The 14,262-nt window shown below is 44.9% G+C and carries 8 protein-coding genes; 2 read left to right on the forward strand and 6 right to left on the reverse strand.

The genetic code is table 11. The features are described from left to right. Positions 1 to 51 precede the first annotated feature (51 nt). The 6 genes from NIASO_RS14035 to NIASO_RS14060 form a co-directional block, all read right to left on the reverse strand. The gene (locus NIASO_RS14035; RefSeq protein ID WP_008586828.1) at positions 52 to 1,950 is read right to left on the reverse strand and encodes a RagB/SusD family nutrient uptake outer membrane protein; all 1,899 of its coding nucleotides are present in this window, start codon (positions 1,948 to 1,950) and stop codon (positions 52 to 54) included. 10 nt (positions 1,951 to 1,960) lie between these two features. Next, entirely contained in the window at positions 1,961 to 5,557 is a 3,597-nt protein-coding gene (locus NIASO_RS14040) for a SusC/RagA family TonB-linked outer membrane protein (protein WP_008586829.1), read from the reverse strand. A 128-nt stretch (positions 5,558 to 5,685) separates the two neighbouring features. Next, complete coding sequence (locus NIASO_RS14045) at positions 5,686 to 6,732, reverse strand: FecR family protein (RefSeq protein WP_008586831.1); 1,047 nt, start codon at positions 6,730 to 6,732, stop codon at positions 5,686 to 5,688. Positions 6,733 to 6,794: 62 nt separating this feature from the next. Beyond that, on the reverse strand, positions 6,795 to 7,430 hold the full coding sequence (locus tag NIASO_RS14050) for an RNA polymerase sigma factor (RefSeq protein WP_008586832.1): 636 nt from the start codon (positions 7,428 to 7,430) through the stop codon (positions 6,795 to 6,797). A 600-nt stretch (positions 7,431 to 8,030) separates the two neighbouring features. Next, entirely contained in the window at positions 8,031 to 9,386 is a 1,356-nt protein-coding gene (locus NIASO_RS19735; RefSeq protein WP_008586834.1) for a hypothetical protein, read from the reverse strand. 48 nt (positions 9,387 to 9,434) lie between these two features. Further along, a complete protein-coding gene (locus tag NIASO_RS14060) occupies positions 9,435 to 12,206 on the reverse strand; it encodes a TonB-dependent receptor (protein ID WP_008586837.1) in 2,772 nt (923 codons plus the stop codon). A 253-nt stretch (positions 12,207 to 12,459) separates the two neighbouring features. Between NIASO_RS14060 and NIASO_RS14065 the strand changes: the two genes are divergently transcribed. Then, a complete protein-coding gene (locus NIASO_RS14065) occupies positions 12,460 to 13,107 on the forward strand; it encodes a DUF47 domain-containing protein (RefSeq protein WP_008586840.1) in 648 nt (215 codons plus the stop codon). A gap of 113 nt (positions 13,108 to 13,220) precedes the next feature. Next, positions 13,221 to 14,249: an inorganic phosphate transporter gene (locus NIASO_RS14070; protein WP_008586842.1), complete on the forward strand. Its 1,029-nt coding sequence runs from the start codon at positions 13,221 to 13,223 to the stop codon at positions 14,247 to 14,249. Positions 14,250 to 14,262: the final 13 nt, after the last annotated feature.

Genomic DNA, 14,262 nt, shown 5'->3' on the forward strand with positions numbered 1-14,262 from the left:
TAATACACCGGGATGTATTAGCATATCAAAAATTATTCGCAATGAAGTTAATTAATATCCCGGATTCTGAATGAGTTTTTGATTCTTATTTACCTCATCCAGCGCCAGGGGTCTGAAATACATTTTATCCAGCCAGGTACGGTTTTCTAACCCGTTATCATTATAAGGAACATACGTGTAGGAGTAAACGTTCTCATCATGCTTATAGGGCGAAAGCGCCGTTTGTCCCGGCCTTAGTTTACCGGTTACATTAATAAACAGCAACTTTCTTCCAAGAGTTGCCGGAGCGATCATCCAGCGCCGGGCATCATGATAGCGATGCTCTTCAAATGCCAGCTCCACCCTTCGTTCATTCCGGTATTCCTGCCGCAGGGCATCACCGGTAAGCGTTATCGCAGGCATGCCGGCCCGGAAGCGGATTTTATTGAGCCAGTTCTGCGCTTCGGGGTATTGCCCCAATTCAATACAGGCTTCCGCATAATTGAACACCAATTCTGTATAACGAATGAAAGGGAAGGGGATAAACTGCCTGGTATTATTATCGACAATATTGGGATCGGGGTCAATAAACTTGCGCATATTATAGCCCGACCAGGAGGCGTTCCAGTTCTCAATGGCGCTTTGGCGGGTATCCAGGCCGCCGGTAAGTACCCCGGGGGCTGTTTCGTAATACCCGGTCTGGATCTGGTTGGCCGGGTCCTGGGTTACGCCGATCTTATCCCGCGGCTTCCATGGGGCACCATCGTATAAAATGGAAGCATAAAAACGGGGGTCCCGGTTGGCATAAGGATGCGCGGCCTCCACCGGGTTAGTCCAGTCAAATTTGGTTCCGTCCATCATTTCATAATCATCTACCAGTTGTTGTACGGGAATATTGCCGGACCAGTTATGGTAGCCGTTGGGGCCATTATCCAACCCTACCGAAGTTCCATCGGTGCCAGGTCCGCCGGAGTAGGCCGCCGGTGCGAACTGGCGTACAAAAATAAGCTCATTGCCTGCTGCAGCATCTACTCCCGGGGCTTTGCTTCCCCCGCCCATGGCTACCGAAATATAGTTTTGGGTGGCCACGGCCGGTGCTGCCGGAGCGCCCAGGTTGAGCATATATCCTGAATTTCCGGCGGCATTCGCCGCATTGATGGCTGCCATAGCGGCATCCTTAGCCGCCTGCCAGCGGGCGTTACGATCACCGCTTACATAGCCCAGTAGTTCGGGATTAGAATAGGCCGAGAGCACCGACGATTTTGCTTTTGCGGTGGGTACATCGTGCAGATCACTGGCTGCATACAAAAGCACACGCGATTTTAATGCCAGTGCCGCAACAGGAGTAGCCCGGCCGCTTACCAGCTTTTTACCGGTTAATAACCCAACGGCGGTATCACAGTCGGCCGATATAAATTTTACACAATCGGCATAGGAGCTCCGCGCAATACTATAATCCTGGTTTAATCCATAACTGTGCGCAACCAGGGGAACGCCTCCGTAGTAGCGTAGCAGTTGCTGATAGTAGTAGGCCCTTAGAAAATGCGCTTCCCCCTGCAGCCGGTTATTTAAAACCGTATCCGGAAATGTTGCCGTTTTCAGATTTTCCAGGGATACATTACAGGCTCTTATGTACTGGTACATCAGGCCCCAGTTATACGTATCGTCTACCCAACCCAGATTGCTGGGGCTTAGGGTACCCTCATTTACTATATTGATGTTCCGGCCGGGGTGCACAAATACTGCTTCATCCGTTAAGGAAGCTAATTCCTGCTCATACCAACCGCCATTTCCCAGGCCATTGTAGGCATTGGTAACAAAGGCCTCCGATAGCGCGCCATCCGTCCATGCCTGGGCTGATGAGATAGAGGTTTCAGGCGTTGTGTTCAAAAAATTCTTACTGCAGGAGTTTAATAACATAGCAGACCCGAGCATGCCTATCGCCATATATTTATATGCTATCTTTTTCATTTATTGCTATTTAAAAAGTGACTTTAATACCGGCATTAATAACTCTTGCCTGCGGATAATATTGACCATTTCCTGTGCCCGCTTCCGGATCAAATATGTGGAGCTTATCCCAGGTAAATAAATTAAGCGCGCTTACATAAACACGCAGGTTACTCATTCCGGCATGTTTGCTGAGGCTTGCGGGCATATTATACCCAAGCTCCAGGTTCTTCAGGCGCATATAATTCATACTCCTTAAATAATAGGTATTACTTCCATAACCTGCCTTCAATTCATCGATATAACCTGTGCTGGCTCCCGAGGTATAGGGTGTGTTATCCCTATTGGCAATACGTGGATCCACGCTGCTGGGGTTATCGATAGTCCATTGATGGTCATACGTATATTGCAAATAGTTACCAATATCTCCCGATTCTGTTAAACTCATATACTGTTTGGCTCCTGTGGCGCCCTGTAAAAGAATAGTAAGATCAAAGGCCTTATATTGAAGATTGATATTGATGCCACCGGTAAAAGTGGGCTCATTGGTATAATCCTGCCTTACCCGGTCATTGGCGTCAATCTTTCCATCATGATTCACATCCTTGAATTTCATATCCCCCGGCCGGATGGTGGGGTAAACATTTGAATAATCCAGCTTCGTCTTCGTCTGATCGATATCGTTCTGGTCTTTAAATACGCCATCATATTCATAAACTAAATACGAACCATTTGCATTGGAGCTAAACGGATGCCCGGTTGACCATTGCCATTGCGGTGCGCCTTTATTTTCGTCGAAGGACAATACTTCATTTTTAGCATAGCCGCCGTTCACACTTACGGAATACCGGAAATCGTTCAGATCTCCATGGTACCCGAGGGTAAATTCATATCCTTTATTTCGAACGGTACCGAAATTAACGGGGGGCAACAGCGGAACAATACCCGAACTTAAAGGAGTGGATCCCTGTTGTTGCCAAAGGATGTTAGTCCGTTTATTATAAAAATAATCGAACTCAAAATTGATCCTGCCGTTTAACAACTGGCCTTCCAGTCCTACGTTGGAGTTATTGGCCACTTCCCAGGTGAAATTGTTGTTGGCCACCACCGTTTCATACAGGGTTTTAAAAGCTGAATTATTGATGGAATAGCCTCCAAAAGAATAGTTAGATAAGTATTGATATTCTTTAAACTGACCCTTGTAATATACCTGGTCATTTCCCAACTGCCCCCAGGAAGCTCTTAATTTCAGGTAATTCACAAAGGGAACACTGTTCTTGAAGAAGTTCTCGTCTGAAATGACCCAGCCGCCCATTACGCCCGGGAAAAAACCGCTGCGGTGCGCCGGAGGAAACAGGTAGGAATAATCATTCCGCCACAAGAATTCAAATAAATATTTTTCCTTGTAGTTGTAAGCGGCCCGGCCGAAATAGCTTAGGCGCGCCCGGTTATAGCCCGCCCCGCCTACGGTTTGCCTGGGAGGAGATCCGGCAAAGAACTGATCCAGCCCCGAGGAAATGAAGTTCGTGCTATAGCCGTTAAAATCACCTTCCTTATTGGTCTCCTTTGTTACCGCCGCCAATAAGGCTATGGTATGTGGGCCAATGACGCGATCATAATTTAAGAACCCGGAGGTCAGGATGTTCATGGTCTGCGCGTTCATCTGGGACAACTGCGGGTTCGTAAACGTGGAGCGCAACTGCTTTGTCAGCAAGGGCGTTTTTCCGTCTGCCTCGTATGTTTTATGATCCCAGAAATAAAGGTACCAGGGAGTCCTCCAGTTTTTGACATTTTGATTCTCATAATCAACAGTGGCGATTCCTGTTAACTTTAACCCTTCTACCCCGGGTATTTTAAACACCACCCTTCCGTTTGTCTGGAAATAATCTCTTATATCCTTGTTATACCCGGTTTGATTAGTGGTGATCACAACAGGGTTCTCTCCGTTTTCAATATCCGGACCAGGGAGCCCGTTGGGCCACAATTCCGGCTCCGTTGGCCGGCCCCGCATCAGCATCCTGAAAATGGAACCGGCTGATTCGGTGGGGAAGTTCCGGTCCTCCCTTCTCGCATTCAGATCAATACCGGCGCTCAGGTACTTATTGATGTTTCCATCCAGGTTGATCCGCATATAATACTGTTTATAATTGGTAGCAGAATTCTTATAATAGGCATCCTGGTAATTATAGCCGCCGGAGGCCAAAAACTTAAAGTTATCAGAACCGCCCCTGAGCTGTATATAGTGCTGGTATTGTGGTTGCCAGGTTTTAAGCGCTCCTTTAAACCAATCGGTATTCGGGTGGCCCCAGGGATCGCTTCCATCTTTATATTTCTGTATGTCCGACGGCTGGAAGGGCGCATTTACCGTATTACCACCCTGGGTGGTATATTTCCCGGTTGTTTTAAAGGCATTCCAGGCTGCCGTCCATTCTGCCGAAGGAATATTATCATAAATGGTGGTCTCATTATTCATTTCGGCGTATTCCACCGCATCTGCCATTTTAGGGATCACGGTGGGCTGCGCCAGGCCATAATTAAAGTTGTAGGACAACACCGGCTTGCCTGATCTCCCGCGTTTGGTAGTGATCAGGATCACCCCGTTGGCCGCCCGTACCCCATAGATAGCGGAAGAGGCGTCTTTTAAAACAGACATTGTTTCGATATCGGCCGGGTTTATTTTATCAAGCCCACCCCCGATATCGGGCACGCCATCCACCACAATCAGGGCACTTGTGTTGCCCAGCGTATTGGTACCGCGGATACGGATATTAGCCCCATCATAACCAGGCTCTCCACTGGTTTGCATAGTGCTAATGCCCGGTAACCGACCTGCGAGAGAATTAGACAAGCTGGCGGCCGGTGACTTTTCCAGCTCGGCGCCTTTTACCTGTGCTACGGCACCTGTAACGGTTACCTTCTTTTGTGTGCCATAACCCACTACCACCACTTCATCCAGCTTATTTTCCAAACCAGTAAGCGTTACATCCAGTTTCGCGTCCCTGCCTACGGTCACTTCTTTGCTGTTATAACCAACACGCGAAAACACCAGCACATCCCCGGGCTTTGTGTCGATAGTGAAAATACCGCCGGCTGTGGTTACCGTACCCACCCTGGTGCCTTTTATGGAAACAGAAACCCCGTCAAGCGGATCGCCTTTTTCATCCCGTACCACACCGCTTATTGGAGGTAGTTGTTTTTCTTCCTTGATAGCAACGGCCTGTTTTCCGGGTTTCCCGATAACCACGATCGCATTACCCCGGACATCGTATTCCAGACTGGTTTGTGCAAACAGGTCCTTTAGCACATCCGCCAGGATCCTTTTACCTCCGGGCAAAAGCAGCGATGTGTAGGCGCTTACCTGGTTGTCTATATAGGCAAAACGAAAGTCTGTTTGCCGCTCGATCTGGCTAAATACCGTTTTAAGCGATGCACGCTCCTGTTTTACGTTTACGAAAGTGGAATGCACATCCTGGGCCCTGGAACTTCTTGCATAAAGCACATTCAATGAAAACAGCACTAACACTGCTGCTACAAAACTTAATTTCATCAGATAACCAATTTCCCTGTAAATGTTGTGATCTTTGGGGCGCGGGCAGAAAATACCCCGGTAAAAGGCACATTTTTTCATACCTTTAGTTTGATTTAAATGTTAACGAATAGTGGTTTTAAATCAGGGCTGCACTAACTCGCACTTAGTACAGCCCATTTTTTTTCATCATTAATTACTGGTTTATACTATTTATTATTTCACATGTATTAATTACAACCTGCTCCATCCACCCATACCGTGCTTTCCCCGTCTTTGTACCATTTTGAATGAGTCATCAAACACAGAATATCCAAACATTCGCTCAGCGATTTATCCGTAAAATCTGCGGTAAACCGGCAGGTGGCTAATGGCCTGCTCTTTAATTTTACACTTACACCAAACTGGTTGCCGATAGCCGTAGCCACGGTTTCCCATGTATCATTATTGAAGGTAAAGGTTTGTTTGGTCCAGGCCGGAACCGCATCCGCGGCAACATAAGCGGTATTTGCCTGATTGCTGACCGGCAGTAACTCATTAATAGTCAGTTGATTGCCAGGCAATAAAACCCCCATGGATTTATGAGAAGCCGATTCGTCTACCCGTACTTTTCCACGGGCAACCGCTACCTGCAATCCGTTAGCCATCATTTTTACGTTAAATGCCGTTCCCAGCACCCTGATATTGTATTTGCCGGTATTTACAATAAAGGGATGTTTTTCGTCATGAGCCACGTCAAAATAGGCTTCTCCGGTGAGCGTTACGCTCCGCAGGGAGCCTTTTCCAAAGGATGAGGCGTCATACTGCAACTTACTGTCTTTCCGTAATGTAATTACCGAACCATCGGGAAGTGAAACAACCTGTACTGCAGCTTTTGAACCCTCAGCACTACGAGCGGCCAAAACTGCTTTGGGGTGAAGCGGTTGCGGCCGGATGAACATTTTAATAGCGGAGAAGTAGCCTGCAGCAATCATGATCCCCGTAAGCGCTGCAGCAGCAGGCCACAGGTACCGGCTACGTTGCGACTTATGTACCGTGTGCTTTTTTTCTTCTAAAATTCTTTCATGGAGCCGCCGGTACACCCGATCCCATTGCTCTTTGCTCCCAACCGGGAAACTTTTTCCATTATCCCAGGCGTCCTGCAGCCCAATAGCCAACTGCTCTTCATCAGTAAGTTCGGATAAAAGCGCCCAAAACTCTTCCATTTCCTGGGGAGAACAGGACCCGGCAATATATCTTTTAAAAAGATGGTCTAACCGTTTGGGATTAGTGGACATAGCAATCTCATTAATTTAAATACGCTGTATTTATTAATGACGACAAAACGGTAAGGGTAGGACTATTGCAAAAAAATTTCTTGTATCATCAGCAAAAAAACGCCCCCAAGTATGAAAACAATCCAGCAGGTTTCAATGCTGTTACCATTAAAAACCCGCTCCAGATGCCTGAGGGTTTGGGTAATAGTATTTTTTACAGTATTGCGTGAAATCTTCAGCTTTTGGGCGATCTCAACATGAGAGAGCCCTTCCAAACGGCTTAGGATCAGAATTTCCTTTCGTTGCGGCGATAGCTCATTTAACAATTGCGTAATGAGCTCTTTTTGCTCCAGATGTTTTGCAATGCTTGTCTGAGCCTGCTCGCTTTGAGATGCGTTGGTAATATGATCCGTGATTAATTGTTGCAGGCGGGCGTTGCGGGCGGCAGCTTTTAAAAAATCCAATGCCTTGTGTTTCGAAATAACAAAGAGAAAGGCAGCCGGCTCTTTAACCTCCGCTAACAGTTCTTTTTTTTGCCAGATCTTAAGAAACACATCCAGGGTAAGTTCTTCTGCCACTTCCTGCAATTTTACAAAGGACAGTAAGTAGCCATATACTTTGGCTTTATACAGATCAAAAAATCGGCCAAGAGCAATTTCATCTCCCCTGGAAATAGAAAGCAATAGACCTTCATCATCAATCATATCATAAATATACATATTTTATTTCCCGCCAAAGCAGTCGCTATATATTTTAAATTGCCTCAAAAGGAGTGGATATCAGGCTGCCAATGACAGATGCTTTAACGTTATGAAAACCAATCATTATTGTTGTCGTCGTTTCGACGGAACGAACCCCGACAAAAATCGGGGCGAGTGAACGGAGAAATCTCGTTCTTTAAATAATAAGATTTCTCTTCATCCGCCCTGGGCGGACTCATCGACGATACCTGACTGTGTCATCGCCTCATTGTTTTGCCCGCCTGAATGATTGCAGATGGGGCAGGCAACGCAATAGATAACGCAGGATGACAGTGTTTTTTTGTCTAATTGATATACCCTCAGTAAGCTTATATATGAAAATTCATTTGCAACAACTGCCGTACTCGATAATTATAAACTAAAAAGCACCCCCAAAACCGGGGGCGCCTTTTAGTTTCAGAAAAATATAATTATTCTACAGTACCTGCATTGTCGTAAGCCATAGCCTGGGGTTGCAAGAAGCCCAGCCTGCTAACAAATCAGGTATTCCAAGTGCACCGCTGTAAGAAACTTTACAAAATCGATGGGATTACCGGTTGAATGAGACTTTAAAATTTATTACAAACCCGGCGCCTTGGTAGCAAAGTCATAACTTGTCCATGCAAAAGCGGTTTTGTCAGCGCCTGTGTTAGCTGTATTGTTGAACACCAATTTTGTGAAATCGGCAAATGTATACGCTGGGTAAGTTCCGGTAGCATTGTAGTTTGCGCCTGGAACAGGGCTGCCGGCAGATGTTGTTACACCGGTTGCCCCGATAAAGTTAGGACCGGTGTAATTCATGTCTATTTTAACATCTTTAGCAATAGCCGGCCCTGTGCCATCGTTAAATTTGATCAAACCGTTTGTTGGATTAGCCGCTGTGGCAGCCCAAAGAACTTTTGCATTGTTGATCGTAATTTTACAACCTGTACGGTAGGTGAACCCTGCGCGAAGTGCATAAGCAGGATTACCTGAAGTACCCGCGTCATTACCATTTGCGTTATAAACGCCTACTGAAAGATTGGTGAAAGTAGGATTTGACAAGTTGTCTGTAATTGCAGGAGTAGAAGCCAGGTCAGAGAACCCGCCGTCGCCTTCCATCATACCGGAACCGTTGGTAATGTCTGTAAAGCCCGCTTCACGAACTTCGATTACGTTTTTAGCAGTACCCTTCCAGCCAAGACACCAGTCGAAAGTATCGTCAGCAGAGTTAACCACCAAAATGTTTTCAACGTTTACGGTACCGCCAAAAAATTCAATATTATCATCAGAACCATCGTGTAACCAAAGGTTTTTCAGGATAGTACCTGTGCCCTGTGCGTACAATGAAAGGTTGTTACCTTCTTTTGTTGCGTTAATACGTGCGCCGGCATAACCGATTTCTACATATTCCAAATCACCTGAACCATCAGCATCATCCTTACCGCCATAAAGTGCATCACCAATCTCAGTTGTTTGTGTGTAAGAACCATCTCTTGTGCCAGTAGCCGCGTTAACAAGTGTAGCTTTACCACACAAGAAAACACCCATCCAGTCGCCCGGTTTTTTGTTTGCAGAAATGAAACGGATTGGTTTATCTGCTGTACCTACGGCTTTCAGTTTTCCACCTTGCATTACCTCTACAGATATGCTTGTAGCAGCAGCTCCGCCAGAAGCAGTTGCCGTAAATGTGGTACCCGGGCTAACCGTTAATGTAGAACCGTCTACTACAATCAAACGACCGGTAAGTTTATAGTTACCGGCAGGCAACGTAAAATTTCCGTTTACTTTTCCCTGCAGGTTATTGGCGTCAAAGTCGGGATCTGTCATTGAAGAGATAAATCCGTCTTTTGTTCCGTTACCATCACTGGGAGGAGGGGTAGTAGTACTGCTGTCGTTCTTGACACAAGAAGCGAACACTGCTGCAACCGCAGCTAACATGAGTATTTTTTTCATTTTGTTGCTTTTTTTGTTTTATTTGAATGTTTAAGTTGCGTTAGAAATTTACAATTGCCAGTTAACCCCCAAAACCAGGGTTACGCCTTTTTTATAACTGCTTATCAGTATGTCCTTCGTTTCGCCCGTTACGTTGGATGTGGCTCTTTGGGTTAGTTTAAATTCCGAATTCAAGATGTTTCGCGCACCAAAATTTATTGCCAGTTTGGATTTTTTCAACCCGAAACTGTTGATAAAATCGAGTGTTGGGACTGCTTTTTCCAAAACGTTTTCACGCCCGGTGGTTCCCACAGAATATACTTTATCGTACGCATAGTTCAACACCAAAGTCGATAAAAATGATGTCTTATCGCTGCTGGTGTTGTAGCTCAAATCAGCGTTGACGAGCAACGGGGAAGCACCCTGCATTTTTCCTTTGTGATTGGTAAATGTAGCCGATACAAGACCTGTTGTTACGTCGGTTTGGTCTTCCAGGCTGTATAAATAAGAAGCATTCAAGCCGAAAGAGAAATCGCTGCTGCGTTTTTCATTTTCAATAATGTATAAGGTTTTTCTTACTTCCAGTTCTGCACCTGCAACATCAGCATACTGCGTATTTACGTAAGAATAGTCAAGCCCCGGCGTATTCATAATCATTCTCACAATCGGGTCCTGAATATGTTTATAGAACCCGCCTACGGAAATAATTTCTTTTCCGGACCAATAATAATCGTATTTCAAATCGGCATTGTAAACCGTTGAAGGTTTTAAATACGGGTTTCCGCGTTCGTTAAAGTTTACATCGCTGTACAGGAAGTTTGCCATTTCCTTAAACTGTGGCATGGTGTAGGTTTCGCTTGCTGCAAAACGCAAGACGTTTTTATCATTGAAGTTGTATTTAAGACTTAAACTTGGTAACAGGTAATTTTTGTCGATAAGCGATGGTGGTGTCGTAAGGTCTGTTACGGTGCTCGTAATATTGGTATTCCAGGTAATGGTTTGTTTCACATTTTCGCTTCGTAAACCAACCTGCAAGGTAAATTTCCCGCTTAGCGGGTAAAGCCACTGGGCATAGCCTGACCCAATTTTGCGATGCCCGATATAATACATCGGATTTAAATTGGCATTGTTCCACAAGGTTATAAGGTTGAAAGCACCCGAGTTAAGGCCTTGCTGATTTAATACGGCATCGGGGTTGCCCGGATCCACTGCCAATCCGCTTTGTTGATAATCAAACTCTGTAAAATTGAACGTACGGTCTGTTTTTCTATACGCTCCGCCCAAAGTCAAAACCGATGGCAAATTTGCTTCCGGGTTAAAAGTATAATCTATTGCGGCTTTCCCGGCAAAATCATTCTCGTTGAGTGTAGAAAAAAAGCGGTTATTATCTCCCGGAGAATTGGCACTTAGAATGTAGCTTCCGGCTCCCGTCATGGCATAAGCATTGGTTTTTCTGTCCGGCTCTGTTCCACGCATTGTACTATAAACGGCACCAACGTTTGCACTGACTTTATCGCTGAATTTATAATCTGCCAACAATTGGTTGGAGAACAAATTATTATTATTGTTTTGCTGGCGGACAATGCGCGATTGTTGTGCATCTTCCGAACCAAGATTATCATTAATATCTTTATTGTAACCCAAATAATTCCCCACAAACTGAGTATTATTATGGATAAAGAGCGCGTTCCATGAAAGGCTTCCTTTAGTGTATTTGAATTTTACGTTTCCGAGCAAAGACTGCGTGGTTTTATAATCAGAGCGGTCCATATTCATACTTTGCTGGTAATCGCCCGTATTTGTCGCCTGTCCTATAAAGCCTTTTCTGTAGTAATAATCGCTCACGCTGTTTGCAACAGCAAATAATGAAAGGGTATTATTGCCATTCCCTACCTTCAATCTCCGGCCGCCAGCGATGTTAAAGTTTGTATTTATGGGGGGCGAAACACTGTTGGTTTTGAAACCGGAATGAAACGTGTATTGGGTCAAATCCGTAATCGGAACATTTCTACCGTTTTTAAGAAAGCCAAAATAACTGTACGCGCCGTTCGCAATCGAAAACTTGTCTGCCGAAATAGCATTGGTGTTAAGGCCTGCACCTACAGAAATGCTCAAAAGTTTAGCTTTTTCTAATTCTTTAGAAGAAATATCAATATTCGCCCCGGAATTATCACCGTAAAGGTTGGCTCCGAAAGTTTTGTTTACATTAATGTTTTTAATGATGTTGGATTGAAAAAACTCCAAAGAAATGTTTTTGTACAGTGGGTCTTCCGCGGGAAGTGGCAATCCATTAAGAAATGTAGAGTTGTACCGGTCGCCAAGCCCGCGTACAAATACGTTTTTCACGCCTTCCTGTTTAGCAATTCCTGCTGTTTTTGTAACGGCAATTGCGGCATCGGAAACGCCTTTTTTCGCCATTTCCTGCGAACCGATGGCTTGTTTCATTTCCAAAGATCTTTTCTGCTCGGTAAGAAGCGCAGCCTCGGATTCTTTGGTTGATTTTCCCTGTACAACTACGCCTTCCAACTGTACCGCTTTATTTTCCAAAGCCACCAGTAATTCTTTAAAACGGCCGCCTTCAGCTTCAATGTTACTTACCGTTTTAGTTGCATAGCCCACGGCAGAAATTTCAAGTTCATATGCTTTTTCGACACTTACAGCCAGGGTGAAATCTCCTTCGGTATTAGTGCGGGTGCCGGTATTGGCTCCTGTAATCTTTACGGTAGCCCCCACAATCGGTTGCCCGGCATCATTTACCACTTTTCCCGAAATCTTATTTTGTGCCGCCAAACAATTACCAACCAGCATTAATAATCCAATAAGCAGATACCTGAATTGCATACGTGAGATTTGCTGCAAAAGTCAATCCGCCGGATTACCCCATTGTTACGTAGCCGTTACTAAATTGTTTCTGTAATTTTATTTCTATGTTAACAGCCTGTTTTTTGTGGACATACAGTGGAAAACCGGTGTATTGGGTAAACAAAAAATCAAATCAAACCCTGTTTTCTATATTAAGGAATTATTAATTCCTTTAATTTTATGGGTACGCTCCCCTCAAGCCAATAATTTTGCCACCAATTAAATTTCAACCATGGGATTAAATTCATTTATTAAACTGTTCACACCCAAAAACACTGTTTTTTTTGAGCTGTTTGAAAAAATTTCAAACAATGTGGCCCTGATGGGGACTCTTATTAAAAAATTTGCTTCGGAACCTGATCCGGACAAAAGAAATGCCTATGTACAGCAGATCATTGACCTGGAGCACGATAATGACGAACTGACGCACAATGTGTTTACAGAACTGGGGCGCAACTTCATTACGCCTTTCGACCGGGAAGACATCCACTTTCTTGCCACCTCGCTTGATGATATTGCCGATTATATTTATTCCGCCGTTAAAAAGATCAAGCTCTACCGCGTGAATCCCAATGAAACGGGCATTTTAAAAATGGTGGAACTGATAGAAGCTGCTACAGAACAGGTAAGAATAGTGGTAATGGAGCTGCGGGATATGAAAAAGATACGGGATATTACGGAAGGCCTGATCAAAATAAACAGTATAGAGAACCAGGCAGATGATGTATTTGACCTGAGCATTGAAAAACTATTTGATACGGAATCGGACGCAAAAGAAGTGATCAAAAAAAGGGACATTTTCCAGGTGATGGAAACAGTAACGGATAAGTGTGAGGACGCCGGTAACGTCATTGAATCCATTATTATCAAATACGCGTAATCTGTTCATCGGCTGTAGTTCCTGGTTCATAGCCCGCAATGAAAACGAACATCTGCAAAAAACTATGATCCATGAGCTAAGAACCATGAACCATTAACTATTAACCATAATTTATGTTCTCCTTACTTATAGTTATTGTTGCATTGGCGCTGATCTTTGATTATATCAACGGATTTCATGATGCCGCCAATTCTATTGCAACAATTGTTTCCACCAAAGTACTAACGCCCTTTCAGGCCGTATTATGGGCCGCATTCTGGAACTTTGTTGCTTTTTTTGTTTTTAAAGACCATAAAGTTGCCGATACCATCGCTAAAACAGTAAAACCGGAATTTCTTGATTTTGACCTGGTCGTAATACTGGCAGCAGTGATCGCCGCCATCCTGTGGAACCTGTTTACCTGGTGGTTTGGTATTCCGTCGAGCTCCTCCCACACGTTGATCGGAGGTTTAATAGGCGCCGCCATCGCCAAAGCTCATACTTTTAATGTTATTGTGATGGCCAATTTTATAAAAACAGTGGTCTTCATCTTTCTTTCTCCGCTGATCGGCATGCTGCTGGCGTTCCTGATCACCCTTGGCATTTACTGGATCTGCAGAAATAAAAATCCCTACAGCACCGACAAATGGTTTAAACGGCTGCAGCTAGTGTCCTCCGCAGCCTTTAGCCTGGGCCATGGTGGTAACGACGCGCAAAAAGTAATGGGACTTATTTCTGTAGTGATTCTTTATCATGGTGTGCAAACAGGAACTATGAGCGCAGATGTTGATCCGAAAAGCATCCTGATGTCACATGCCTGGATCCCCATCGCCTGCTATAGCGCTATTGCCCTGGGCACCATGAGCGGGGGCTGGAAGATCGTAAAAACCATGGGAACAAAGATCACCAAAGTAACCCCGCTGGAAGGCGTGGCCGCAGAAACGGCAGCAGCCTCTACCCTTATCCTTACCGAAGGCATGGGTATCCCCGTAAGTACCACCCATACCGTAACCGGAGCCATTATAGGGGTGGGCGCCACCAAACGCCTGTCTGCCGTACGCTGGGGCGTTACCATCAACCTGTTAATAGCCTGGATCCTGACCATTCCGGTTAGTGCCGTGGTTGCAGGGATCGTTTATTATGTGATCAAATTATTTATGTAACAACCGGTACACC

The organism is Niabella soli DSM 19437 (assembly GCF_000243115.2).
Classification (GTDB): Bacteria; Bacteroidota; Bacteroidia; order Chitinophagales; family Chitinophagaceae; genus Niabella; species Niabella soli.

Excerpts from the sequence above, each read along its gene's own strand:
- NIASO_RS14035 (WP_008586828.1), bottom strand. The coding sequence starts at position 1,950 with ATGAAAAAGATAGCATATAAATATATGGCGATAGGCATGCTCGGGTCT.
- NIASO_RS14040 (WP_008586829.1), bottom strand. The coding sequence starts at position 5,557 with ATGAAAAAATGTGCCTTTTACCGGGGTATTTTCTGCCCGCGCCCCAAA.
- NIASO_RS14045 (WP_008586831.1), bottom strand. The coding sequence starts at position 6,732 with ATGTCCACTAATCCCAAACGGTTAGACCATCTTTTTAAAAGATATATT.
- NIASO_RS14050 (WP_008586832.1), bottom strand. The coding sequence starts at position 7,430 with ATGTATATTTATGATATGATTGATGATGAAGGTCTATTGCTTTCTATT.
- NIASO_RS19735 (WP_008586834.1), bottom strand. The coding sequence starts at position 9,386 with ATGAAAAAAATACTCATGTTAGCTGCGGTTGCAGCAGTGTTCGCTTCT.
- NIASO_RS14060 (WP_008586837.1), bottom strand. The coding sequence starts at position 12,206 with ATGCAATTCAGGTATCTGCTTATTGGATTATTAATGCTGGTTGGTAAT.
- NIASO_RS14065 (WP_008586840.1), top strand. The coding sequence starts at position 12,460 with ATGGGATTAAATTCATTTATTAAACTGTTCACACCCAAAAACACTGTT.
- NIASO_RS14070 (WP_008586842.1), top strand. The coding sequence starts at position 13,221 with ATGTTCTCCTTACTTATAGTTATTGTTGCATTGGCGCTGATCTTTGAT.